23 protein-coding genes are annotated in these 25159 nt (G+C 64.3%); 4 read left to right on the top strand and 19 right to left on the bottom strand.

The genetic code is table 11. From position 1 onward, the window contains the following. Positions 1 to 16: 16 nt before the first annotated feature. The 5 genes from purE to OEG81_RS13710 all read right to left on the bottom strand — a co-directional run bounded on the left by purE (position 17) and on the right by OEG81_RS13710 (position 4887). Positions 17 to 544 carry a 5-(carboxyamino)imidazole ribonucleotide mutase gene (purE, locus tag OEG81_RS13690; protein WP_264129832.1) on the bottom strand — a complete coding sequence of 176 codons (528 nt, stop codon included), beginning with the start codon at positions 542 to 544 and terminating at the stop codon, positions 17 to 19. Positions 545 to 623: 79 nt separating this feature from the next. After that, a complete protein-coding gene (locus OEG81_RS13695; RefSeq protein ID WP_264129833.1) occupies positions 624 to 1505 on the bottom strand; it encodes a phosphoribosylaminoimidazolesuccinocarboxamide synthase in 882 nt (293 codons plus the stop codon). A 126-nt stretch (positions 1506 to 1631) separates the two neighbouring features. Further along, complete coding sequence (gene fba / locus OEG81_RS13700) at positions 1632 to 2696, bottom strand: class II fructose-bisphosphate aldolase (protein WP_264129834.1); 1065 nt, start codon at positions 2694 to 2696, stop codon at positions 1632 to 1634. A gap of 100 nt (positions 2697 to 2796) precedes the next feature. After that, positions 2797 to 3438, bottom strand: a complete 642-nt coding sequence (gene mog / locus OEG81_RS13705) for a molybdopterin adenylyltransferase (protein ID WP_264129835.1) — start codon at positions 3436 to 3438, stop codon at positions 2797 to 2799. A gap of 18 nt (positions 3439 to 3456) precedes the next feature. Then, positions 3457 to 4887, bottom strand: a complete 1431-nt coding sequence (locus OEG81_RS13710; RefSeq protein WP_264132603.1) for an aldehyde dehydrogenase family protein — start codon at positions 4885 to 4887, stop codon at positions 3457 to 3459. 137 nt (positions 4888 to 5024) lie between these two features. On the opposite strand from OEG81_RS13710, the gene OEG81_RS13715 reads away from it, so the two are divergent. Continuing rightward, positions 5025 to 5882, top strand: a complete 858-nt coding sequence (locus OEG81_RS13715; RefSeq protein WP_264129836.1) for an NAD-dependent epimerase/dehydratase family protein — start codon at positions 5025 to 5027, stop codon at positions 5880 to 5882. Between the two features lie 49 nt (positions 5883 to 5931). Here the strand turns inward: OEG81_RS13715 and OEG81_RS13720 are convergent, their stop codons facing one another. From OEG81_RS13720 to tkt, 3 genes are all read right to left on the bottom strand, one after another. Further along, on the bottom strand, positions 5932 to 7125 hold the full coding sequence (locus OEG81_RS13720; protein WP_264129837.1) for a phosphoglycerate kinase: 1194 nt from the start codon (positions 7123 to 7125) through the stop codon (positions 5932 to 5934). A gap of 104 nt (positions 7126 to 7229) precedes the next feature. Next, on the bottom strand, positions 7230 to 8243 hold the full coding sequence (gap, locus tag OEG81_RS13725; RefSeq protein ID WP_264129838.1) for a type I glyceraldehyde-3-phosphate dehydrogenase: 1014 nt from the start codon (positions 8241 to 8243) through the stop codon (positions 7230 to 7232). A gap of 14 nt (positions 8244 to 8257) precedes the next feature. Then, positions 8258 to 10273, bottom strand: coding sequence for a transketolase (gene tkt, locus OEG81_RS13730; protein ID WP_412034070.1), 2016 nt, complete (start codon positions 10271 to 10273; stop codon positions 8258 to 8260). 904 nt (positions 10274 to 11177) lie between these two features. Here tkt and OEG81_RS13735 point away from each other — a divergent pair. Then, positions 11178 to 11912, top strand: a complete 735-nt coding sequence (locus OEG81_RS13735; protein WP_264129840.1) for a 16S rRNA (uracil(1498)-N(3))-methyltransferase — start codon at positions 11178 to 11180, stop codon at positions 11910 to 11912. A 118-nt stretch (positions 11913 to 12030) separates the two neighbouring features. Here OEG81_RS13735 and OEG81_RS13740 read toward each other — a convergent pair whose 3' ends face one another. From OEG81_RS13740 to OEG81_RS13755, 4 genes are all read right to left on the bottom strand, one after another. Continuing rightward, entirely contained in the window at positions 12031 to 12498 is a 468-nt protein-coding gene (locus tag OEG81_RS13740; RefSeq protein WP_264129841.1) for a barstar family protein, read from the bottom strand. Then, on the bottom strand, positions 12495 to 13727 hold the full coding sequence (locus OEG81_RS13745; protein WP_264129842.1) for a patatin-like phospholipase family protein: 1233 nt from the start codon (positions 13725 to 13727) through the stop codon (positions 12495 to 12497). The genes OEG81_RS13740 and OEG81_RS13745 overlap by 4 nt, the downstream gene beginning before the upstream one ends. Next, entirely contained in the window at positions 13702 to 15996 is a 2295-nt protein-coding gene (locus OEG81_RS13750; protein WP_264129843.1) for an NADP-dependent malic enzyme, read from the bottom strand. Before OEG81_RS13750 ends, OEG81_RS13745 begins: the two co-directional genes overlap by 26 nt. Positions 15997 to 16088: 92 nt before the next feature. Further along, positions 16089 to 17015, bottom strand: coding sequence for a hypothetical protein (locus OEG81_RS13755; protein ID WP_264129844.1), 927 nt, complete (start codon positions 17013 to 17015; stop codon positions 16089 to 16091). Positions 17016 to 17103: 88 nt separating this feature from the next. Here OEG81_RS13755 and OEG81_RS13760 point away from each other — a divergent pair, with 88 nt between their 5' ends. Beyond that, positions 17104 to 18261, top strand: a complete 1158-nt coding sequence (locus OEG81_RS13760) for a pyridoxal phosphate-dependent aminotransferase (protein WP_264129845.1) — start codon at positions 17104 to 17106, stop codon at positions 18259 to 18261. 75 nt (positions 18262 to 18336) lie between these two features. Here OEG81_RS13760 and OEG81_RS13765 read toward each other — a convergent pair whose 3' ends face one another. Beyond that, positions 18337 to 19161, bottom strand: coding sequence for a transglycosylase SLT domain-containing protein (locus tag OEG81_RS13765; protein WP_412034071.1), 825 nt, complete (start codon positions 19159 to 19161; stop codon positions 18337 to 18339). An 89-nt stretch (positions 19162 to 19250) separates the two neighbouring features. Here OEG81_RS13765 and ubiD point away from each other — a divergent pair, with 89 nt between their 5' ends. Continuing rightward, positions 19251 to 20795 carry a 4-hydroxy-3-polyprenylbenzoate decarboxylase gene (gene ubiD / locus OEG81_RS13770; protein ID WP_264129847.1) on the top strand — a complete coding sequence of 515 codons (1545 nt, stop codon included), beginning with the start codon at positions 19251 to 19253 and terminating at the stop codon, positions 20793 to 20795. 42 nt (positions 20796 to 20837) lie between these two features. On the opposite strand, the gene OEG81_RS13775 is transcribed toward ubiD, so the two are convergent. From OEG81_RS13775 to dacB, 6 genes are all read right to left on the bottom strand, one after another. Further along, positions 20838 to 21176: a hypothetical protein gene (locus OEG81_RS13775; protein ID WP_264129848.1), complete on the bottom strand. Its 339-nt coding sequence runs from the start codon at positions 21174 to 21176 to the stop codon at positions 20838 to 20840. Then, a complete protein-coding gene (locus OEG81_RS13780) occupies positions 21173 to 21583 on the bottom strand; it encodes a phage holin family protein (RefSeq protein ID WP_264129849.1) in 411 nt (136 codons plus the stop codon). Before OEG81_RS13780 ends, OEG81_RS13775 begins: the two co-directional genes overlap by 4 nt. Positions 21584 to 21625: 42 nt before the next feature. Beyond that, entirely contained in the window at positions 21626 to 21943 is a 318-nt protein-coding gene (locus OEG81_RS13785) for a DUF883 family protein (protein WP_264129850.1), read from the bottom strand. Between the two features lie 71 nt (positions 21944 to 22014). Then, positions 22015 to 22737 carry a hypothetical protein gene (locus tag OEG81_RS13790; protein WP_412034072.1) on the bottom strand — a complete coding sequence of 241 codons (723 nt, stop codon included), beginning with the start codon at positions 22735 to 22737 and terminating at the stop codon, positions 22015 to 22017. A gap of 141 nt (positions 22738 to 22878) precedes the next feature. Then, positions 22879 to 23517, bottom strand: coding sequence for a uracil phosphoribosyltransferase (gene upp, locus OEG81_RS13795; RefSeq protein ID WP_264129851.1), 639 nt, complete (start codon positions 23515 to 23517; stop codon positions 22879 to 22881). A gap of 45 nt (positions 23518 to 23562) precedes the next feature. Beyond that, entirely contained in the window at positions 23563 to 25026 is a 1464-nt protein-coding gene (gene dacB, locus OEG81_RS13800) for a D-alanyl-D-alanine carboxypeptidase/D-alanyl-D-alanine-endopeptidase (protein ID WP_264129852.1), read from the bottom strand. Positions 25027 to 25159 lie beyond the last annotated feature (133 nt).

The following is a 25159-nucleotide window of genomic DNA, read 5'->3' on the forward strand; positions in this document are numbered from 1 at the left end:
CGAACTGTGCGGGCCGCTACATGGTTACGTGAGGAGGAACGACCATGGCCCTGGCCGCCTCGGTCTGCCGCGCGCGAAACGCCATCAACCTCTGCTGCAGGGCCGGGTCGGTCGTGGCCAGGCAGGCCACGGCATGCAGGGCCGCATTGGCCGCGCCCGCTTCGCCGATGGCGAAGGTGGCCACCGGCACCCCTTTGGGCATCTGCACGATGGACAGCAGGGAGTCTTCGCCACGCAGGTATTTGGACGGCACCGGCACGCCGAACACCGGCACCGGAGTCAGCGCCGCCATCATGCCCGGCAGGTGCGCCGCGCCGCCGGCGCCCGCAATGATCGCGCGCAGGCCGCGGCCGGCCGCCTGTGCGCCGTAGTCCACCATGTCGAGCGGCATGCGATGCGCCGATACGACGCGCATCTCGTGGGCGATGCCGAATTCCTCCAGCATGGCGGCCGCATGCTTCATGACGTCCCAGTCGCTGGACGAGCCCATGATGATGCCCACCACCGGCGCCGCGCCGTCGTTGCCCTGTTTCGGATCGGTCATGTGAAATTCAGCCATATAAATGCAAAGAGTCCCCAATGGACTCTTTATTGTACGGGCTGCCGCGCAATGCGCGCGGCGCTCATGCCATCAGGCGGTCGGCCGCCTCGCGGTACTTGGCCGCCGTTTTCTCAAGGACCTCGGCCGGCAGCTTGGGGGCGGGCGGCGTTTTATCCCAAACCTGGGTTTCCAGCCAGTCGCGCACGAACTGCTTGTCGAAGGACGGCGGGCTGATGCCGACCGCATAGCCCGAGGCCGGCCAGAAGCGCGAGGAATCGGGTGTCAGGACTTCGTCCATCAAGTGCAGCTGGCCCTGCTCGTCAAGCCCGAACTCGAACTTGGTGTCGGCGATGATGATGCCCTTGCCCGCCGCGAACTGCGCCGCTTCGGAATACAGCTTCAGGGTGACGGCGCGGATTTTCTCGGCCAGGTCCTGGCCGATCTGGCCCACCACGTAATCGAAATCCACGTTCTCGTCGTGCGAACCGAATTCCGCCTTGGCCGCCGGCGTGAAAATGGGCTCGGGCAGACGGCTGGCCTGCTGCAGGCCTGGCGGCAGGGCAACGCCGCAAATGCCGCCCGTGGCCTGGTAGTCTTTCCAGCCCGAACCGATCAGGTAGCCGCGCGCCACGGCTTCCACCAATATGGGTTTCAGGCGCTTGACCACCACGGCCCGGCCGGCGACCTGATCGCGTTCATCGGCGCCGACCACGTCCGCCGGATCGATGCCGGTGGAGTGATTGGGAAGGATGTGGGCCAGCTTCTTCAGCCAGAATTCGGTGAGCTCGGTCAGCACCTGCCCCTTGCCGGGGATGGGATCGTCAAGAATGACATCGAAGGCGGAAATCCGGTCGGACGCCACGATCAGCAGCTTGTCATCGCCCACCGCGTACATGTCGCGCACTTTTCCGCGAGCGATCAAAGGCAGCGATTTGATGCTTGATTGATGTAGAGCCTGAACCACGATGTATCCTTGAAAAAAGAACCGATGCCCTCGATGGGGCGCTTGCGCCTTGAAGCGGGCCGGCAGCAAAAAATCCCGTCGGCGCCATGCCGGACGGGATGAAGGCTAGGCCCGGAAGCAGCGCATTTATTGAACGACTTGCGCCAATTCGCCGCCGGCGTAGCGCTTGGCCATCTCGGCCAGAGACACCGGCTTGATCTTGCTGGCATTGCCGGCGGTGCCGAACTGCTCGTAGCGCTGCTTGCAGATTTTCTTGGCGGCTTCGCGGGCGGGCTTCAGGTATTCGCGCGGATCGAACTTGCCGGGGTTCTCGGCCATGAAACGGCGAATGGCGCCCGTCATGGCCAGGCGGATGTCGGTGTCGATATTGACCTTGCGGACGCCGAACTTGATGGCTTCCTGGATTTCCTCGACCGGCACGCCGTAGGTTTCCTTCATGTCGCCGCCGAACTCGCGGATCTCGGCCAGCAATTCTTGCGGCACGCTGGAACTGCCGTGCATGACCAGATGGGTATTGGGCAGGCGGCGGTGGATTTCCTTGATGCGGGAAATGGAGAGGATGTCGCCGGTGGGCTTGCGGGTGAACTTGTAGGCGCCGTGGCTGGTGCCGATGGCGATGGCCAGTGCGTCCAGCTGGGTGTGGCGGACGAAGTCGGCGGCCTGCTCGGGATCGGTGAGTAACTGCTCCATGGTCATGGTGCCTTCGGCGCCGTGGCCGTCTTCCTTGTCGCCCTTCATGGTTTCAAGCGAACCCAGACAGCCGAGCTCGCCTTCGACGGTCACGCCCAGCTTGTGTGCCATTTCGACTACCTGGCGGGTGACGTCAAGGTTGTATTCATACTCGGCGATGGTCTTGCCGTCGGCCTGCAGCGAGCCGTCCATCATGACGCTGGAAAAACCCAGGTCGATGGCGCCCTGGCAGACGGCGGGCGACTGGCCGTGATCCTGGTGCATGACGACGGGAATGTTGGGATAGCTTTCGACCGCGGCCTGGATCAGGTATTTCAGGAAGCCTTCGCCGGCGTATTTGCGGGCGCCGGCGGATGCCTGCATGATCACCGGGCTATCGGTCTCAGCGGCGGCTTCCATGATCGCTTGAACTTGCTCAAGGTTGTTGACGTTGAACGCGGGTATGCCATAGCCATTCTCGGCTGCGTGGTCGAGCAGCTGGCGCATGGAAACAAGGGCCATGAAAAGACTCCTGAAATCAATTAATAAGGGTTCCGCTCATTTTACCCGAATGTACAGGCCGGCCAGCCGCCGCTGGTATCGATAGGATACAGATCCCTTCTTAATTTGTACGCGCTGTCGGCCGAATGGCGGATTTGGGCCGGAAGGCCTTGACGATGTCCTCGCGGGTTTCAATATACGGCCCGCCGATCAGGTCGATGCAATACGGCACCGCCGCGAAGATTCCCGCCGTCAGCACTTGTCCGTCGGGGCCTTTCAGGCCTTCCAGCGTTTCCTTGATGGCCTTGGGCTGGCCCGGCAAGTTGATGATCAGCGCGGCGTGATCCGCCGTCTCCCGTATGACGGCCACCTGGCGCGACAAGATCGCGGTGGGCACGAACTTCAGGCTGATCTGGCGCATCTGCTCGCCGAAACCGGGCATTTCCCTGGTGGCGACGGCCAGAGTGGCTTCGGGGGTCAGGTCGCGCCGGGCCGGGCCCGTGCCGCCGGTGGTCAGCACCAGGTCACAGCCCAGCACATCGACGAGATGCACCAGGGTGGCGGAAATCTGTTCCGGCTCGTCGGGAACCAGGCGCGCGGCGACCTGAGGCGCCCGCGTCAACGCGCCATCCAGCCACGATTGCAGGGCGGGTATGCCCTGGTCTTCGTATGTTCCGCTGGCGGCGCGATCGGAAATGGATACCAGGCCCACGAGCAATTGATCGGGGTGCTGGCGGACGAGAGGGGCTTGAGGCAAAGACATGGCGCTTCCGGTTGAGGGTTAATGCTTGATGGCAATCGTCTTGACGGTGGTGAAGCCATACAAGGCTTCGAAGCCCTTCTCGCGGCCGTAGCCCGACTGCCCCGTGCCGCCGAAAGGCAGCTCGACGCCGCCGCCCGCGCCATAGTTGTTGATGAATACCTGTCCCGAGCGGACGGCCCGCGCCATGCGCAGCTGCCTTGCGCCATCCTGCGTCCAGATGCCGGCCACCAGGCCGAAAGGCGTTCCGTTGGCAATGCGCAAGGCATCGGCCTCGGTCTCGAAGGGAATGGCGGCGAGCACGGGGCCGAAGATTTCCTCCTGCGCCAGGCGGTGCGCCGGCGGGACGTCGCCCAGCAGCACAGGAGTTTGATAGAAGCCGCCCTGGGGCGCATTGGGATCGAGCATCCCTTGCGCGACGAGCGAGACGCCGGACTCTTCAGCCTCCGACAGAAACCGCTTCACGCGCGCCTGCTGCTTTGCATTGATCAAGGGCCCGCAATCCGGATCGTCGCCGGCGGGCCCCGTGCGCGTGCCCCTGAACAGCTCGGACAGCCGCCCGATCACATCGGCATAGATGGCGCGCTGCACCAGCAGTCGGCTGCCCGCCGAGCAGGTCTGCCCGGCGTTCTGGATGATGGCGTTCAACAGCACCGGCAAGGCGGCTTCGATGTCGGCGTCGGAAAACAGAATCTGCGGCGACTTGCCTCCCAGTTCCAGCGTAACGGGCGCAAAGTGCCCCGCCGCCGCCAAGGCTACCTGCTGGCCGGTCTGCGGCGAACCGGTGAATGAAATATGGTCGATGCCCGGGTGCGCCGACAAGGCGGCGCCCGCCTCGATGCCCAGGCCGGTGCAGATGTTCAGCGCCCCGGCGGGCAGGCCGGCCTCCATGGCAATCTCGGCCACCTTCAGCAGCGACAGGCAGGCATCCTCGGCCGGCTTGACCACGCAGGCGTTGCCGGCCGCCAGCGCCGCCCCCACACTGCGCCCAAAAATCTGCAAGGGGTAATTCCAGGGAACGATATGGCCAGTCACCCCGTGCGGCTCGCGCAGGGTCAGCACCGTGTAGTCACGGGGATAGGGAATGGTCGAGCCATGCAGCTTGTCGACCGCGCCGGCGTAGAACTCGAAATACCGCGCGACGGCGGCGGCGTCGGAGCGGGCCTGGCGCATCGGCTTGCCCGTGTCCTTCGACTCGATCCGGGCCAGCTCCTCGTGGTTGTCCTGCAAGGCGCGGCTGACACGCAAGAGCAGCCTGCTGCGTTCGGCGGGCGCCATCCTGCCCCATGCGCCCTCGAAGGCCGCACGGGCGGCCCGAACGGCCACGTCGATGTCGGCTTCACCCGACCGGGCGATCTCCGCATAAAGCAGCCCGTTGGATGGATCGATAACCGGCACGGTCTGTCCCGCCAGCGCGCTTACCCATTGATTGGCAATGAAATTCTTGTGCATCATGGCATCTGTCCCGTAGTGATTGGCTTGCATGCGGCCGTGGCGCTCGTATCGCGCGCTTTCGATATTGGCGTCCCTGCTGCCGGCTTTCCGAATTGTTATTCTACGATGAAGGCCTTATTTGATTGCACACGAAGATGAATACTGAGAAACGCCGCATACTGCTGGCCGGCGGCGGGGACCTGTGCCGCCGCACTGGAGATATCCTGCTTGCCCAAGGCCACGATGTCTGGGCCTTGCGCCGGCACCCGCCCGCCGACGATACGGCCGGCCTGCGCTGGCTGGCCGCCGATCTGAGCCAGGCCGCCACGCTGGCCGCCCTGCCGGGCGGCATCAGCCATGTGCTTTACGCCGTGGCGCCGGGCGAGCGCAGCCCGCAAGCCTACCGCTCCGTGTTCCTGGACGGCGCCGCCAACCTGCTGGCGGCGCTGAACCATGAGGCCCTGCGGCGTTTCGTGTTCGTTTCGTCGTCCGCGGTGTATGGCGCCAGCGAAGACTGGGTCGATGAGGATACGCCGGCCCGGCCGCAAGGGTATAACGGCGAAATAGTGCTGGAAGCCGAGAATCACCTGCGGCGGAGCCTGGGCCGCAAGGCCGTGACACTGCGTCTGTCGGGGCTATATGGGCCGGGCCGCACGCAATTGCTGGACAGGCTGCGCCAGGGCCGGGCCGCCGTCATCCAGGATCCGCCCCATTGGACAAATCGTATGCATATTGAGGATGCGGCGCGCGCCTGCGCCCATTTGCTGATGCTGGACGGAGCACAGCCGTGCTATGTGGGCAGCGATGACAGGCCCATGCCCATGGCACAGTTGTATGACACCTTGGCCGACATGCTGAGCGCGCCTCAGCCACCCAGGACCGACACCCCGAGGATCGCGGCCGGCAGCAAGCGGCTGTGCAATGCGCGCCTGAAAGCCAGCGGCTTCGCGCTGCGCTGGCCCGACGCCATCGAAGGCTATCGGGCCCTGATCGAGGCAGGGGATGCGCGATAAGCCGCTGTCAATCTACAGGTCTTCGCGCTAAGCGGCCAACCGCTCCGGCCTAATCCCGCGCGCGCTGCTGCAGGATCTCCACGGCGGGCAATGTCCGGCCTTCCAGGAACTCCAGGAAAGCGCCGCCGCCGGTGGAGATATAGCCCACCTTGTCCTCGATGCCGTATTTGGCAATCGCCGCCAGCGTATCGCCGCCGCCCGCAATCGAAAAGCCGTCCGAATCGGCAATGGCCTGCGCCACCACCTTGGTGCCGTTGGCGAAGGCGTCGAATTCGAACACGCCGACCGGACCGTTCCAGACTATGGTGCCCGCCTGCTTCAGAATGCCGGCCAGCTGCTGCGCGGTATCGGGACCGATATCCAGGATCTGGTCGTCGCCGGCCACGTCGCCCGCCGCCTTCACCGTCGCGGCCGCGGTCGCGCTGAACTCCTTGGCGCAGACGACATCCGTCGGAATCGGCACAGCGGCGCCGCGCTTTTTCATCATCTCGATGACGGCGCCGGCCTGATCCACCTGGTCGGGCTCCGCCAGCGACTTGCCTATGGGCAGGCCGGCCGCCAGCATGAAGGTGTTGGCAATGCCGCCGCCCACCACCAGCTGGTCGACCTTGCCGGCCAGCGCCTGCAGGATGGACAGCTTGGTCGAGACCTTGGAGCCGCCCACAATGGCCACCAGGGGGCGCTTGGGATTCTCAAGCGCACGGCCCAGGGCATCGAGTTCGGCTTCCAGCAAAGGGCCCGCGCAGGCCACCGGGGCAAAGCGCGCCATGCCCTGTGTGGTGGCTTCGGCGCGATGCGCGGTGCCGAAAGCATCGTTGACGTAGACGTCGCACAGCGCCGCCATCTTGCGCGACAGTTCGGGATCGTTCTTTTTCTCGCCCACATTGCAGCGGCAGTTTTCCAACAGGACGACCTGGCCCGGACCGACCTGCACACCGTCCACCCAATCGCCACGCAATTCGACGGGCATGCCCAGCAGCTCGGACAGCCTGCGCGCCACCGGCGCCAGGGTATCGGCGGGAGCCACCGTGCCTTCGGTGGGGCGTCCAAGATGCGAGGTGACCATGACGGCCGCGCCCGCGTCCAGCGCCATGCGTATGGCCGGCACCGAGGCGCGGATGCGGGTGTCCTCGGTGATTTCGCCGTCCCTCAAGGGCACGTTCAGATCCGAGCGGATGAATACGCGTTTGCCCGAAAGCCCGCCGGAGGCAGCCAGGGAAGAAAGAGTTTTGATGGTAGACATGATATGAGCGGCTCTTAAGGAATGGAACAGACACGGCAAGGGCGGGTTGCCCCGCCCTTGCGTGGGAGACTGGGCGACAAACCCGTGCTCCTGGAAAAACCGGCTTACTTGGCCGACATCAACGCGACCGTGGTATCGAGCATGCGATTGGAGAAGCCCCATTCGTTGTCGTACCAGGAAGACACCTTGACCAGGGAACCCGACACCTTGGTCAGGCCCGCGTCGACCGTGCTGGAAGCGGGATCGTGGTTGTAGTCCACTGACACCAGCGGTTCCTCGTTGTACTGCAGGATGCCTTTCAGGGGACCGCTTTCGGCGGCGGCCTTCAGGATGCCGTTGACTTCTTCGACGCTGGTGTCGCGCGCCGCCACGAAGGACAGATCAACGATGGAAACATTGATGGTGGGGACCCGGATGGCATAGCCGTCCAGCTTGCCGTTCAGTTCGGGCATGACCAGGCCCACGGCCGACGCGGCGCCGGTCTTGGTGGGGATCATGCTGTGCGTGGCCGAACGGGCACGGCGCAGGTCTTCGTGATAGACGTCGGTCAGGACCTGGTCGTTGGTGTAGGCGTGGATGGTGGTCATCAGGCCATTGACGATGCCCAGCTTCTCATGCAAAGGCTGGACCAGCGGAGCCAGGCAGTTGGTGGTGCACGATGCGTTGGAGATCACCGTATCACTGGACTTCAGCACGCCATGGTTCACGCCGTAAACGATGGTGGCATCGACGTCTTTGCCGCCGGGAGCCGAGATAATGACTTTCTTGGCGCCGCCCTTCAGGTGCGCGCTGGCCTTTTCCTTGCTGGTGAAGAAGCCTGTGCATTCCAGCACGACGTCGACGCCCAGCTCGCCCCAAGGCAGGGCCGAAGGGTCGCGATTGGCCAGGACGCGGATCTTGTCGCCATTGACGACCATGTAGTCGCCGTCGACCGTCACCTTGCCGGGGAACTTGCCGTGTGCCGTATCAAAGCGCGTCAAGTGGGCATTAGTATTGGGGTTGCCCAGGTCGTTGATGGCCACGATCTGAATATCGTGCTTCTTGCCGTCTTCGTAGTGTGCCCGCAAAATATTGCGCCCAATACGGCCATAGCCGTTGATCGCCACGCGTATCGTCATTATTGCTCTCCTGTTTATAAAACCTGTTCGACGGCTGCAGCGACGTGCTCGGCCGTCAAGCCAAAATACTTGAACAATGCACCGGCCGGCGCGGATTCGCCGTAGGTGTCCAAACCGACCACGGCGCCATCCAGGCCGACGTATTTGTACCAGCCGGCGGTAACGCCCGCCTCGACGGCGACGCGCGGCATGCCCTTGGGCAGCACGCTCTCGCGCCATTGCGCGTCTTGCGCATCGAACACATTGGTGCAAGGCATGGACACCACGCGGACCGCGATCCCCTTGGCGGCCAGCTGTTCCTGCGCACCCAGGGCCAGGGCCACTTCGGATCCCGTGGCAATGATCACCGCGCGGGCGTCCTGCGCGTCGCGCAGCACGTAGCCGCCGCGGCTGATGCCTTCGATGGCCTGCGCGTCGCGCGCCACGAAAGGCAGGTTCTGGCGCGACAGCAGCAAGGCGCTGGGACCGCCATCGCGCACGTCCATGCCCACGCTGGCGGGACGCTGAATGGCGTAGGCCCAGGCCGCCGCCGTTTCCGTGGTGTCGCAGGGGCGCCAGACATGCAGGTTGGGGATCAGGCGCAGGCTCGCGGCATGCTCGACCGACTGGTGGGTGGGGCCGTCCTCGCCCAGGCCGATGGAGTCGTGCGTGAACACGTGCACCACCCGCTGCTTCATCAGCGCCGCCATGCGCAGGGCATTGCGGGAGTAGTCGGAAAAGGTCAGGAAAGTACCGCCGAAGGGCAGGTAGCCGCCATGCAGGGCCACGCCGTTCATGACGGCGGCCATGCCGAATTCGCGCACGCCGTAGTTGATGTGGCGGCCGAAGCGCAGATGCAGGTCGCCGGCGCGCACGGGCTCGACGCCCTTCCAGTCGGTCAGGTTGGAGCCGGTCAGGTCGGCAGACCCGCCCAGCATCTCGGGCAGCATCTCGACGAAAGCGGTAATGGCCAGCTGCGAGGCCTTGCGGGTGGCGACGGTCTCGGCCTTCTGGTTGGTGGCGTCGACAAAGGCGCGTGCGCGCTCGGCGAAGTCGCCGGGCAGCTCGCTCAGCATGCGGCGCTGAAACTCAGCGGCTTCGACGGGATAGGCCTTGGCGTAGGCATCGAACCGCGTTTGCCATTCGCCCTGCTGCTGTTGTCCTTTTTCCTTGCCGTCCCAATAGGCGTAGATTTCGGCGGGAATATCGAAGGCGGGGTAAGGCCAGTTCAGCGCCTGGCGGGTGGCCTGGATTTCGTCCCCACCCAGCGGAGCGCCGTGCACCTTCTCGGTGCCGGCCGCATGGGGAGCGCCCTTGCCGATGACGGTGCGGCAGCAGATAAGAGTGGGGCCTTTGCCTTGGCCGGCCAGCTTCTGGGCCTGGACGATGGCGGCATCGACGGCTTCGATATCATGACCGTCGACATCGCGCAGCACGTTCCAGCCGTAGCTTTCAAAACGCTGCGGGGTGTTGTCGCCGAACCAGTTTTCGACGCGCCCGTCGATGGAGATGCCGTTGTCGTCGTAGAAGACGATAAGCTTGGACAGCTTCAGCGTGCCGGCCAGCGAGCAGGCTTCATGCGAGATGCCTTCCATCAGGCAGCCGTCGCCCACGAAGGCATAGGTGTAGTGGTCGACGATGGCATGGCCGGCGCGATTGAATTCCTGGGCCAGCAGGGCTTCGGCCAGCGCCATGCCGACGGAGTTGGCCAGCCCCTGGCCCAGGGGGCCGGTGGTGGTCTCGATGCCGGAGGTAATGCCGACTTCGGGATGGCCGGGTGTGCGGGAATGCAGTTGCCGGAAGTTCTTGAGCTCTTCGATGGGCAGGTCGTAGCCGGTCAGGTGCAGCAAGGCATAGATCAGCATGGAGCCGTGGCCGTTGGAGAGCACGAAACGGTCGCGGTTGGCCCAGGTGGGATCGGCGGGGTTATGGCGCAGGTGGCGCGTCCATAATGCCTCGGCAATATCGGCCATTCCCATGGGGGCGCCGGGATGACCCGAATTGGCTTGTTGAACCGCATCCATGGCCAGGGCGCGTATAGCGTTGGCCATGGACGAATCTTGGGCAGGCGTAAGGCTCATTGAAGACTCGCAAGAGGGCTGGGTCCGCGTGGCGCGGCCGACCCTCGTCATTGAAGGTTTACAAAGCCTCTGATTTTACCACCGGGGGGTGTATCTGTTATTTACCGCGATTGCGGTAGGGCTTATGGCTTGTTGAGATCAGGAAAGGCTCGCGGGGAGTGAGGGCTGTGCCGGGCTAACGCGCCAGCGGCCCTGGCTTTGCCAGGGCTTCCCGCGCAGCCGAACAGCGCGGGGGCGGCCGCGAACTCGCGCGTCGTACAGCCACTGGCTGTACGAAAACGTCGCGCTCAGACAGCGCGGCCTTGCATCCCCCGCGCCGTCCGACCGCGCGGCGCTGCGCAAACCGCCCGGCACAGCCCTCACTCCCCGCGAGCCGACACAGGCCGGCTCAATAGCGGAGAAAAACGCCAGCCGAAGCCAAATCCAAACCCTCTTCCCGAGTGCGATTTCGTCTCATTTCTGCTTCAAGGCTCGGGGGGCTTGGCCTGGGGCTGGCGGTTCACGGGCAAGCCGCGCCGGCCCAGGAAACGGGGATGCAAGTGCGCGGCTGTTTGAGCCCGGGCTTATGGACGGCCGGGGGCCGTCCATTCGGGCGAGTTCCGCGCACGCCCCGTTTCCTGGGCCGGTGCGGGTAGTCACGGCGCAGCCGGGACCTTGCTCGTCTAGCCAGCCCCAGGCCAAGCCCCCCGAGCCGTTCAACAAAAAACACCCAATAGCGAAACAAAAAAACCGCAACACCTCAGTAATAAAAAAGCGAAGCAAATCATCAGAAAAAAGACGTCAGCACAACACCCACCTTGACCATAGCCGCATCGGACAATACGCCATAAAGTATGATGCCCTCACAGTCGTCCGCAGACAGCCCCCTCACCATATGGCCATCCCCCGATTCTTCTGCCCCACGCCCCTGGCGGCCAACACCACCCTCGAGCTCCCTGACGCGCTTGCGCACCATGCCATACGTGTCTTGCGCCTGAAGCCGGATTCAGACATCGTCCTCTTCGATGGCAAGGGCGGCCAATACAGCGCGAAGCTCATCATCGACGGAAAGCGCGGCCACGCCGCCCTGGGCGAACACGATCCCGTCGAAACCGAACTCGACGGCCGCATCACCCTGGTCCAGGGCATACCCTCCGGCGACAAAATGGACTGGATCATAGAGAAAGCCGTTGAACTGGGCGCCGTCCGGGTCGTTCCCATCGCCGCTCGCCGTAGCGTATTGCAGCTGACCGGCGACCGCCTCCGCAAGCGGCTGGAACACTGGCGCCGCATCGCCCAGGCCGCCAGCGAACAAAGCGGCCGCAACCGCATCATGGACATCGCCGAACCGTGTTCACTGGACCATTACCTGGCCAGGGACATGACCGACGCCGCAGCCACCCTCTTCTGCCATCCCGACAGCCCATGCAGCCTGGCTCAGGCCCTGCAGGCACAACAGACGGAACTCGCCCTGTTGGTCGGCCCCGAAGGAGGATGGTCGGATGAGGAACAGGATCTGGTGGCGCGCTGCAAGCTGACCGGCGTCAGCTTCGGCAAGCGCGTCCTGCGCACCGAAACCGCGGGGCTCGCGCTGATTGCGGCCGTCAGCGCCCTGCAAGGCTGGAGCTAGACGGCAGCGGATTTCCCGTGGCACTCATGCCGCAGTGCTGACGTCGCAAAAATGAAAAATACCGTCAAAAGCGCTTAGGGCTCATGCCTGTATCGAGGAGTGGCCGCAACAGTGTCAGCTACTCTTCCCGGCCGCCCGAATAAGGCGTGGGTTCGACGCCGGGCTCGGGGTCGGGATGCTTGCCCGCATGCTCGACCGCAAAGGCGAAGCGCCTGTCATTGTTCGAGGCGAATTCAACGACATCGGCGCACACCCCCAGGATGGCGTCCGAATCATCCGCCAGCGCGGGATCGCCCGAATGCAGCTTGTAAAACCATAGGAACAGGCCGTTCTTGTGATCCAGTACCGTGTCGCACAGGCAGTCATACAAGGCGTCGAGATTCCCGCCGAAGTATTCCGGGAAATCCACGGCTTTCACCACCGCGCGCAACACGGCGGACCGGCTGCGAGCCCGATCGCAATCAACAACGAAGGCGCTGATGCCCGCTGTCCGGGCCGCACTGAGCGCCTCGTCCTGAGAGACGACGGACGCATCGATCAAACCGCCTTTTTGCAATTTTTTTTGCAATGACTGCGCTTGGCTCATGGGGGCGCCTCCTTGAAAAACGCTTTTACTTCCTCAGCACGACTCATGCCATCGGCCCGCCCCAGGCGTATCAGTTCCTGGGTATAGCCGGCCTCGAACAACAAATACGAAATCAGTGCACCGCCGTTGCCCATTTTGGGCCCGGAAGCCGACGATACACCAAGGACGCGGAAAAGGGTACGAGCAGCGCGCGGCATCTGATCCAGATGCGCCAGCGCCATCTCGTCCAGGGAGCGGCTGGGAGTCACGACAAAAGTGCTTACCGGGCGCAGCGACTGGCTTTTTAATACATTTACCGGCAATTGCGCAAGCAACTCATTGATGCGTTGCATGCGTTCCACATCCATGGACAGGCTGTCCAGAAATATATTGGATAAGGCGTGGCCTCCGATTTGCGCGAGCGTCGGGTAACCGGGCTTGGTCTCTTTTTTCTCGGGGTGCGTGTCGTCCTTGTAGCCGGTGCCGATGACCAGGATCTTCTTCGCCCCCAGATGGATGGCCGGACTCATGGGGGCCAGCTGCCGCATGGACCCATCGCCGCACCACAGCCCCTGCCCGCCGATCAGCATCGACTGCGCCGGAAAGATAAAGGGCAATGAGCTGGAGGCCAGCAGATGATCCACGCCTATCTTGGACGGCACCGCCTGCCGCAACGACCGCTGCCAGGGCTTGATCGTCCCCTTGGATTGATAGAAGGTGATGTGCTCGCCCGTGGTGTATGCCGTGGCGGTGATGGCCAGCGCACGCAGGGCGCCATCCGACAGATTGCACTCCAGCTGTTCGAAGTTCAACGTCGCGGACAGCAGCTCGCCCAGCGGCTGATTATCCAGCAGGGAGCGCGGCTGCCGGCTGCGCATGTCGGGCATCAGCCAGCCGATGGCCAGCATGGCGAACCAGCGCAGGCCCGTGCGCAGCAGGCGGGCCGCATCGGCGTGATACACCGTGCCCGTTTGCAGGCTGCCCCACAACTCCTCCAGCCGGTCCGTGGCCGTATGCGGATCCTGCGCGTGGCATGCCAGGGCGCAGGCATTGATCGCCCCCGCGGACGTCCCGCAAATGATATCGAAGGGATTGGCGAAATCCGGCGAGCGATCCGGGTCGAGCACGTCGAGAATGCCTGCCAGGACGCCTACCTGGTAGGCCGCCCTGGCCCCGCCTCCCGTCAGCACCAGGCCGACGGGTTCGCTGCCGGCGCCGGGCCGCTCAGGTGCCGCGCGGTGTGTTGGCATCGAGTACGGTGAGCGCCGCCATGTTGACGATGCGGCGCACGGTGGAACTGGACGTCAGGATATGGACCGGCGCATTCGCGCCCAGCAGGAAGGGCCCCACCGCCACATTGCCCCCTGCCGCGGTCTTGAGCAGGTTGTAGGCGATATTGCCCGAGTCCACATTGGGGCAGATAAGCAGATTGGCCTCGCCGTGCAGGCTGGTCGACGGCAATATGCGCCGGCGCAGGGACTCGTCCAGCGCGCAGTCGCCATGCATTTCGCCGTCGATCTCCAGTTCCGGCTCGCGTTCGCGGACGATGGCCAGGGCTTCCTGCATCTTGGCTCCGGACGCGGAGCTGCCCGTGCCGAAGTTGGAGCGCGACAGCAAGGCGACCTTGGGCTCCATGTTCAGGCGGCGCATTTCCGCGGCGGCCGCGAGGGTGATCTCGGCCACCTGCTCCGCATTGGGATTGTCGTTGATGTGGGTGTCGGCCAGCGCGATGGTGCGTTCGGCCAGCAGCAGGATATTCATGGCGGCGTAGGTCTTTGCGCCGGGCACCTTGCCGATGACTTCATCGATGAAGCGCAAGTGGTCCGCATACGCCCCCACCGTGCCGCAGACCAGGCCGTCGGCGTCGCCCAGGCGCAGCATCATGGCGCCGATCAGGGTCAGCCGGCGGCGCATTTCGACGCGCGCCATTTCCTTGCTGATCCCTCGGCGGCACATGATTTCCCAGTACGTGGTCCAGTACTGATGGAAGCGCTCGTCGTAATCGGGGTTGGTGACTTCCACGTCCTCGCCCAGCCGGATGCGCAATCCGAATTTCTTGATGCGGTCCGCCAGCACGGCGGGGCGCCCCACCAGGATGGGACGGGCAAGCTTCTCGTCGACGACGATCTGCACCGCCCGCAGCACGCGCTCTTCTTCGCCTTCGGTGAACACGATGCGTGTCTTGCCGCCGTCGCGCACCAGCTTCTTGGCTGTCGAGAACAGCGGCTTCATGAAGGAACCCGAGCGATACACGAACTGCTGGAGCTGCTCGGCATAGCTTTCGATATCAGCCAGCGGCCGCGTGGCCACGCCGTCCTCCATGGCCGCCTTGGCCACGGCGACCGCGATGCGTACGATCAGGCGCGGATCGAAGGGCTTGGGAATGAAGTATTCAGGCCCGAACGACACGCCATACGTGCCATAGGCGGCGGCCACGACATCGTTCTGCTCTTCCTGGGCCAGCTTGCAGATCGCCAGCACGGCGGCCTTTTCCATGCCGCGCGTGATCGTGGTGGCGCCGACGTCCAGCGCACCGCGAAATATATAGGGGAAGCACAGAACGTTGTTGACCTGGTTGGGGTAGTCGGAGCGTCCGGTGGCCATGACCACGTCGTCGCGCGCCGCATGCGCGTCTTCGGGCAGGATCTCGGGATTGGGGTTGGCCAGGGCCAGGATGAGCGGCCGGGCCGCCATCCGGGCGACCATCTCGGGCTTGAGGACGCCTCCGGCGGACAAGCCCAGGAACACATCGGCGCCGTCGATGATTTCGCCCAGGGTGCGCGCGGACGTTTCCTGCGCGAAACGCTGCTTGTCCGGATCCATGAGCACCGTGCGGCCCTTGTAGACCACGCCTTCGATGTCGGAGACCCAGATGTTTTCCAGCGGCAGGCCCAGGTCGACCATGAGGTCCAGGCAGGAGAGCGCGGCGGCGCCCGCGCCCGACACCACCACCTTGACCTTGGCGATGTCCTTGCCGACCACCTGCAGGCCGTTCAGGAAGGCCGACGAAACACAGATGGCCGTGCCATGCTGGTCGTCGTGGAAGACGGGAATGTTCATGCGCTCGCGCAGCTTGCGCTCGACCGTAAAGCACTCGGGCGCCTTGATGTCTTCCAGGTTGATGCCCCCGAAGGTGGGCTCCAGTCCCGCGATGATCTCCACCAGCTTGTCCGGGTCGGTTTCATTGATCTCGATGTCGAAGACATCGATGCCGGCGAACTTCTTGAACAGCACCGCCTTGCCTTCCATGACCGGCTTGGAGGCCAGCGGACCGATGTTGCCCAGTCCCAGCACCGCCGTGCCGTTGGTGATCACACCCACCAGGTTCCCGCGCCCCGTGTAGCGGAAGGCGTTTTGCTCATTGGTGACGATTTCTTCGCAAGCGGCCGCCACGCCGGGGGAATAAGCCAGGGCCAGATCGCGTTGATTGGACAATTGCTTGGTCGGCGTGACGGATATTTTCCCGGGGCGGCCGTGCTCGTGGTATTCCAGGGCGGCTTTGCGAAGCGTTTCTTCCATGATGGACTCGAGTGTGTGAAATTAAATAGACGCTCATTCTAGTCCCTTGCCACAGTTTGGAACATGAAAGCGCGCCGGGGCCGCGCCGCTTTTTATATGTCCTGGCCCGGATAGGGAAAAAGATCGGAGGGGTCGAAAAACCCCTTGACCTGGGTATCCAGATCGCCCGCCTGCGCCGCAAGATCGCATGCGGCCGCCCGGCCGGACGTGTAGCGGTCGGCGTAGGCCGGTTCAGAGCCGGGCTGGGCCGACTGCTCGTCGATGACCACCCACTCCACCCAGCCCAGGTCGCCCCCATGGCCCAGCAGCAGGTGCGCCAGGTTGACGGTTTGTCCGGCCGCGGGCAGCAGCGCATCAAGGCGATAGCGCGCCGGCCACAGGCGGTTGCGCGTGCAAGCCTGGGCATCGGCGCCGGCGGCCAGTTGAAATAGAGAGGGAACCAGCCGCTGCAGGCGAGCTCCCTGCAGCGGCTTCTTGTTGCTTTCGCCAAATGGCCCGAGGCTGACACTGGAGCCGTCGGCCAGCATGACGGACGCATGCGCCACCCCGGACCGGGCGGTCTGGCCCGCCGGCCAATCGCACAGGCTGCGGTCGGCCAGCCACGCCGCCACGGTGATGTGGCAGGGCAGGTCGGCAAACTGGGCCAGGCCCGCCGCCTCGAGCTCACCCAGCAGGCAGCCCGGCTGGACGAACCACTTGCTGCTTCCCGGCTCCAGCCGCTGGCAATTGCCCAGATCGCGCCCCGGTTCGACCCACAATACCGGCCGCTCATCCAGCCGGGCGGAATGCGGCACCCCATCCAGCGCCAGCACCACCTGGTATTCGGCGCACAAGGCCCGGGCCTTGTGCACATCGGAGGCCTGCTTGGGCACCAGCCGGGCGCGGCCGGGGCCATCGCCCTTGTCGAACTCGAAAAACGTACCGGAGACCGCATTGCGGAGACGCTGGCAAAAAGCGTCCCAAGGAGTCTGGGTAGCGCGTCGCCCGGTCAGGAAAGCGCGGCGGGACGAGGACTGCATGTCTGGATTCCTTTGTACCTGTTGCAAATAAAAGACCGTGGAGAGGCCCACCCATTACAATCGTGCTTTTGCCCGAGATTTTCGCCTTATGCCCCGACTTGCCAAGCGTACCGAACAAGTGATGCCATTCTACGCTGTGGAGCTGTTCAAGCAGGCCAGCGCCCTGAATGCGCAGGGTCGCGACATCATCAGCCTGGGAATAGGAGAACCCGATTTTACGGCTCCCGCCCAAGTCATCGAAACCCTGAATCGCGCCGCCCAGGCGGGGCTGAGCGGCTACACGCCGCCGGCCGGCATCGGCACGCTGCGCGACGCGATTGCCCATTACTATGCGCAGCAGTTCGGCGCGGCCGTCGACCCCGAAAGGGTGATCGTCACCTCGGGCGCCTCGGGGGCGCTGCTGCTGGCCGGCATGGCCCTGATCAACCCCGGCGATGAAATCCTCATGCCGGATCCCTCTTATCCCGCCAACCAGAACTTCATTACCGGATCGGGCGGCATACCCCGATTGATCCCCTGCTCGGCCGAACAGCGCTTCCAGCTTGGAGCCGAGGACATACGCAAGCATTGGGGCCCGGCCACCCGCGGCGTGCTGATCGCCTCGCCCAGCAACCCCACCGGCACGACCATCGCCCGGGAAGACCTGAAGGCGCTGATCGAGGAAGTCCGGCAGCGCGACGGCTTCATCATCATGGATGAAATCTACCTGGGCCTCTACTATGGCGACGCGCCCCAAAGCGCGCTGACGCTGGACGACAACATCGTCGTCATCAACAGCTTCTCCAAGTATTTCCACATGACGGGCTGGCGCCTGGGCTGGCTGATCGTCCCTGAACACATGATTGCGGCGGTCGAGAAACTGGCGGCCAGCCTGGCGATCTGCGCGCCCGCCCTGGCCCAGCACGCGGCATTGACCTGCTTCGAACCCGAAGTCATGCGCATCTATGAAAACCGGCGCCTGTCGTTCAAGGAAAGGCGCGACTACCTTTTGCCCGAATTCGAGCGCCTGGGCCTGCACGTTCCGGTCGCACCCGACGGCGCGTTCTATATCTATGCCGACATCCGCGCGCACAGCCAGGACAGCAGCGATTTTTCGCACAGGCTGCTGCATGAAGCGGGGGTGGCGGCCGTGCCGGGCCTGGATTTCGGACCGGCGCATGCGGCGCACAGCATGCGTTTTTCCTATGCCACGGGGCTGGATCGCCTCAAAGAGGCCATAAGCCGCATCGAGCGCTTTCTGGCCTGATTCCAGCGGCGCAGCCGGAAAACCGGGCTCCGATGCGCTGCTGCGCGCCCGGATGCCTGGCGGGCAAACAGCACCCTATCGCCGCACGGGAATGCCCGAAGCCAGGGCGATGCGCCGCCATTCGGCGATGACCTTGGCGCCATAGCCGCCGTCGGTGGGGCCGGTGGCGCCCACATAACAGGCCAGGCCGCCTTCCACCGAGCCGCGCCGCTTTATGCAGTCGTACAGTATCTGGACGCCGACGCGCATGTTCGCAATGGGATTCAAGGCGGCCATGGCTCCGTCGCTGAACGCCTCGAATTTGTCTTTATGGACACTGGTCATCACCTGCATCAGGCCCTGGGCGCCCACATGGCTTTCCGCATAAGGGTTGTAGCGCGATTCGATGGCAATGACCGCCAGGATCAGCTGCGGATCCAGCGCCTTTTCCTTGCCCACGACAAACGCCGTGTTGACCAGGGCGCCGGCCACGCTATGGGCAATCTTGTATTTCCGGGCGATATAGCTGCGCAGCGCCTGGGCCTGGCTATTGGTCAGTCCCGCCGCATGCCGCCCCGCTTGGGACGCCTTCAGCGCGCGGCTGAAGCTGATCAGGCTTGCCGCGCCCGACGCCACGGCATCGGCGGGGACGTCCTGGACGGTATCGCCGTCCGCCAAAGCGCCGCCGGCGAACGAGGCCAGCATGTCCTGCTTGAAGTCGTCGGGGCGCAGGGCGATGATCAGCGCCTCATGGATTTGCCGAGCCTGCTCGCGCAGCGAAGGCACGGCCACGCTCAGCACCACCGTGACCAGCACGGCGATACCCAGGTATATTGCACAGACGTGCACGAACTCGCTGACCTGGTAACCGGCTGTGCGCATGGAGCGACCCATGACGCTTTCGGAACCCATGACCGCCATTGCACCCCTTCCCAATAAAATAAAGAAGGTCGATGTTAACCTTCTCTGCCCGGAAATGTAATCCGACAGTAACCTGATGGCCTGATTCTGTGAAATACCGTGATTTAAGAGACTTTATCGCCCAGCTCGAAGCCAAAGGCGAACTGAAGCGCGTGACGCACCCCGTCAGCACCGATCTGGAAATGACCGAGATCAGCGACCGCGTGCTGCGCGCCGAAGGCCCCGCCCTGCTTTTCGAGAACGCCCTGCACAATGGCCAGCCGGCGCAGATGCCGGTGCTGACCAATCTGTTCGGTACGCCGCGGCGCGTGGCCTGGGGCATGGGGGCGGAAGAAGTCGGCGCACTGCGCCAGACGGGCGAACTGCTCGCGTCCTTGCGCGAGCCCGAGCCGCCGCGCGGCTTGCGCGATGCCCTGGCGACGGTCTCCATGCTCAAGGCCGCGCTGTGGGACATGAGTCCCAAGACCGTCAAGGGCGCGGCCTGCCAGGACGTCGTGCTGGAAGGCGATGACGTGGACCTGAACCGGATTCCGCTGCAACGCTGCTGGCCGGGCGACATCGCCCCCCTGCTGACCTGGGGCCTGGTGATGACGCGCGGGCCGAATGCCAGGCGGCAGAACCTGGGCATCTACCGTCAGCAACTGATCGGCCGCAACAAGCTCATCATGCGCTGGCTGTCGCATCGCGGCGGCGCCCTGGATTTCCGGGACCATGCACTGGCCCATCCGGGCAAGCCCTTCCCCATCGCCGTGGCGCTGGGCGCCGACCCCGCAACCATACTGGGCGCGGTCACGCCGGTTCCCGACAGCCTGTCCGAATATCAGTTCGCGGGCTTGCTGCGCGGCTCGCGCACTGAAGTGACCAAGGCGCTGGGCAGCGACCTGTCCGTGCCGGCCTTTGCCGAGATCGTCCTGGAAGGCCATATACTGCCCTCGTCGGACAGCCGAGCCATGCGGTCCGTGCCGCCCGAAGGTGTCGCCGCGCCCGAGGATACCGGGTATGAAATGGCGCTGGAGGGCCCCTATGGGGACCATACCGGCTATTACAACGAACAGGACTGGTTTCCGGTCTTTACCGTCGAGCGCATCACCATGCGCCGCGATCCCATCTACCATAGCACCTACACCGGCAAGCCGCCCGACGAGCCCGCCGTCCTGGGCGTGGCGCTCAACGAAGTCTTCGTGCCGCTGCTGAAACGGCAATTGCCCGAGATCGTGGATTTCTACCTGCCGCCCGAAGGTTGCAGCTATCGCCTGGCGGTGGTCTCCATGCGCAAGCAGTACCCGGGCCATGCGAAGCGCGTGATGTTCGGCCTATGGAGCGTTTTGCGCCAGTTCATGTACACCAAGTTCATCATCGTGGTCGACCACGACGTGGATGTCCGGAACTGGAAGGAAGTCGTATGGGCCATGACCACGCGCATGGATCCGGTCCGCGACACGGTCCTGGTCGAGAATACGCCCATCGACTACCTGGACTTCGCTTCGCCGGTTTCGGGCCTGGGCGGGAAGATGGGCCTGGATGCCACAAACAAGTGGCCGGGCGAAACCCAGCGCGAATGGGGCACGCCCATAGAAATGGACGCCTCCGTCAAGACGCGCGTAGACGCCATCTGGAGCGAGCTGGGCTTGTAACCGGCCAGCACGGCTGCCGCCGCAAGGATTCACCCTGCGGCGTCAGTCGTCCTTGCGGCTCATGCGGGCCACCTGCCAGCTGAGCAGCAAGCCCGCCCCGATGCGCCACCAGCGCCGGCGCTTGCCGACCCCGCCCAATACGGCCGACACACTGGACGCAAGCAGCGGATAGCGGCGCGTCAGCGTCAGGGCCTGGAATATCCAGTCGCTGGGAGACTTGCTCGAGGCTCGGGGGAAAACGCTGCGCAGCAACCCGCGCGGGGTGAAGGCCACGCCCAGGTTCTGGACGCTTCGCGCCATGCTTTGCCGCTCCAGCGCGGCGCGGGCGCGCAATAGCTCGATTTTCAGGGCGCGTTCCTTGGCCGGCGAAGTTGGCTTCATGGCAAGTCCTTGTTGGCAGGCCAATCGGAATGCGGGGGATCGCGCAGGCGCTCCACCAGCATCAGGTCGCGGCGCAATTCGTCAACGGTGGCCGAAAAAGGCATGGGGGAAAACAGCAGCTTGCGCCGCACAGCCCAGAAAAGGCCAAGCCCCAGCACGGCGTACAGCAAGGCCAGGAAGCCCAGCGCCAGATAGCGCTGGTCCGTCGGCCAGAAATACAGCGCCACCGCGATCGAAAACACCAAGGCGGCCAGGGTCAGGAACAACAGCGCCCCGAAGGCCAAGCCCAGAATGGCGATGAGATTCGCCTTCTGCTCGGAGGCCTCGAGCGAAAACAGCTCGAGGCGGGTGCGCACGATGGAAAGCAAAGTGCAGGCCAGGTCGCCTACCGATTGTCGAAGCGCCATGGTTCGCCCTTTTTACAGTGGATGAGTCTGCAGCGTCGCCACCTAGCGGCGGCAGATCAGTGCGCCGATCAGCACCCCGGCCAGGCCCGCCATCCCGATGGCCTGCCAGGGATTGTCGTGAACATAGTCGTCGGTGGCCCGCGCCGCCCGGCGCCCGCGCTCCAGCAAGGCGTCTTGTGTATCGTACAGCGCTTCGCGCGTGCGCTTGAGCGAACGCATCGCGCTTTCGCGCAATTCGGCGGCCTTGTCGCCCGTTGCCTCAGCCGCCTCGCGCAGCAGCTTCTCGGCATCGTCCAGGCTTTCCTTGACGCTGTCGATGAATTCCTCTTCGCTTGCTTGAACACTTTTCTTTGTCGCCATGATCAGCTCCTAAATCGAGAGTCGGTTAACACATTACAACGGTACAACTACAACCCGAGATCGACACACGGCTACTCGAGCCGGGTGACCTCGACCAGCGACTCGACGCCGCTTTGAACACTTTCCTGCTTCATCACCATATGCACGTCGGGGCAGAACCAGTCGGTGACCGACGACGTCATGCCGGGCACCGGCAGCACCAGGCCGTTGAACGAGGCCTGGATCGGTTCCGTGCGGCGCGTATAGCGCACCGGCCAGCACGATTGCTCGCCCGCCGCAGTTTGCATGGCCTGGCGTTCGCCCACGGTTTTCTGCCCGGTATGGACAACGATAGGCTGCGTCTGGACGGCCTTCTTGTCAAGATTGATCTGGAAGCGCAAAGCGGGAAACGTCTGGCCGGCCCGCGTGATGGGCTCGCCGTAGGCGAACAGCCCCAGCATGCGCAAATCGAATTTGCCGTTCACCGGTTCGCGCTTGCCCTGGGCGTCGCGCCGCTCGAAAGTGGCCTGGCCGTTCCTGACCGCCATCCAGTAATCCACCGACGACTTGCCGGGCGGCAGGCCCATCAGGCCGAAGGTGGCCGTGCCCTGCACCCGGGCTTCGCAATCGCTGCCCTGCTTGCGGACTTCGGAAAAAGCCAGATCCGCGCCGAGCTGCATGCCGCCCGAGCCGCTCAGCTGCGCCTGGCCGCCGTTGTGCATGAAAGGCGCCTGGCACAGGCCTGCCAGGGCCGGGCTTCCCGCCAGACCCAGCATCAAACCCGCGAGACCCCAACACCACCGTGGACAACGCATAGACAACGCCTGAGTAATATGCCGAACTTTCATACTACCTTATTTGCACGCGGCACTCCCGGCTTTTAACGATGAAACGTTAGAAATCATGTACGACGGTTACAGCGGCGCTCGGCCCCGGCAGTCACCCACGCATGCGCATCAGAGGACTTTTTGCCGCGTGCCGAAAATACGGTCGCCGGCATCGCCCAGGCCAGGAATGATGTAACCGTCCTCGTTCAGGTGGCTGTCTATCGACGCCGTGTAGATATGCACGTCCGGGTGGTGTCTTTCGACGGCATCGATGCCTTCGGGCGCCGCGACCAGCACCAGTGCGCGGATGTTCCGGCAACCGGCCTTCTTCAGCAGGTCTATGGTGGCCACCATGGAACCACCCGTGGCCAGCATGGGATCGACGATCAGGGCCAGGCGCTGATCCAGCTGGCCCACGAGGCGCTCGAGATACGTCTGGGCTTCCAGGGTTTCCTCGTTGCGCGCGATGCCCACGGCGCTGACCTTGGCGCCGGGTATCAGGCTGAGGACGCCGTCCAGCATGCCGATGCCGGCCCGCAATATCGGGACCACGGTCACCTTCTTTCCCGCCAGCTTTTCGACGTTCAGGGGCCCGGACCAGCCTTCGATGCTGGACGGCTCCAGGGGCAGGTCTTTCGACGCTTCGTAAGTGAGCAAGGCGGCGATTTCCTGCGCCATCTCGCGGAAATTCTTGGTGCTCAGGTCGGCTCGGCGCATCAGGCCCAGCTTGTGGCGTATGAGCGGATGGCGAATTTCATGTATGGGCATGGTACTTCCTTGACAAAGACCTTATATAAGATTGATGAGCGAAGGCTAACGGGCCGCCAGCCAGGCAACCAGAGCGTCGTCGAAGGCGCGCACGGCCGCGGAGCGATCGTCGTTGACGAAGCTGACCAGAATATAGCGCTTGCCGCTGGCTCCCAGCACATAGCCCGCCAGCCCGCGCACGTCGCGCAAGGTCCCCGTCTTCAGGTGCGCCATGCCACGGGTTTCATCGTCGCGCAATCGGCGCCGCATGGTGCCGTCGACGCCCGAGATCGCCAGCGAGGACATGAATTCCGGCATGAGCGGCGAGCGCCAGGCGGCCTCCAGCATGCCGGCCAGCCCCTGTGCCGTCAGCCTGCCGGTGCGCGACAGCCCCGCGCCATTGTCGATGACCCAGCCGCGGGTGTCCACGCCCTGGCTTTTCAGAACGGCCAGCAGCGCGGCGGCGCCGGTCTGTGTGGTGGCGCCCGGCCCGAGCTTCTCGGCGCCCAGGGTCAGGAGCAGGGTGCGCGCCATCACATTGTTGCTTTGCTTGTTGATCAGGCGAATGGTGTCCGCCAAGGATTCCGAGTCGCGCGACACCACCGGCATCAAGCCCGCCGGCATTCTGCCGTCCCGCAGGCCCTTGGCCAGGGTGCCGCCCAGTTCCTTCCACAGCATCTGGAACAAGGCGGAAAAGTATTGAGGCTGGGACAGGGCCAGCCGATATACGCTGAACTCGCCGCAGGAACCGGCCGCGGTGCCGCTGAGCCGTACGACGATATCGCGGCCGGACGCCGCCACCTGCGTTCCGATCGAAGGCGAACCGGGGCAGACCGCGTCGCTCCATTTGATTTCGCCGTCGATGCGCAGGCCCTGCACGGGCGGATCGATGATGGGCACCCATTTGCGTGCCTGGCGATCGGGCTGGAACAGCAGGCGCACGGCACCCAGGCCCACCATCATGGTGTCCGGGCTGGCGTTATAGGGGCGATCGGGTGCGCCGTCGAACTCGCCGGGATCGCTCGCGACCTGGCCGAACATGGACCGGTCCACCACGACTTCGGACAAATTCTTGATGCCGCGCAGGCGCAGCTCGCGCAACAGCCCCCACAGCTCTTCCACGGTCAGCAAGGGGTCGCCGCCGGCCTTCAGATACAAAGGGCCAGCCAGCGTGCCATAGGCGTCGACCCGTCCGCCGTCCTTGGCGAAGAAGGCCGTGTTCCAGGTGTAGTCGGGGCCCAGGCCCGACAAGGCCGCCCAGGTCGTGACCATTTTCATGACGGAAGCCGGGTTGCGCGGCTCCGAGGCATTGACGGAAATGAGCGGCGGGCCGCCTATCTCCTGCACGTACAGCGACATCGAATTGGCGGGAAGCCGCGTCGCCCGCCACGACTTCTCCAGGTCGGCCGGGAGGTTCTGCGCAAGCGCGCTTCCGGCGGAAAAAAAGGCCAGCGCCCCAGCCAGGACCGCGCGGCGAAGCCACGTGCCCCGTACACGAGTCCGGCCCTGCGGCGTCAGCAAGAATGACATGGTGCGGCTTTCCTGAAAAAGCATCAGCATAACCAAAGAAGGCCCTTTCCGTATGGGGCTCGAGCAGAAAATCGTCGCCGCGGCTTAAAATACCGGCACAAAATTCATTAAGGACGCATGCCGCGCCCTCCTC

This window comes from Pollutimonas sp. M17, assembly GCF_025836975.1.
GTDB lineage: Bacteria > Pseudomonadota > Gammaproteobacteria > Burkholderiales > Burkholderiaceae_B.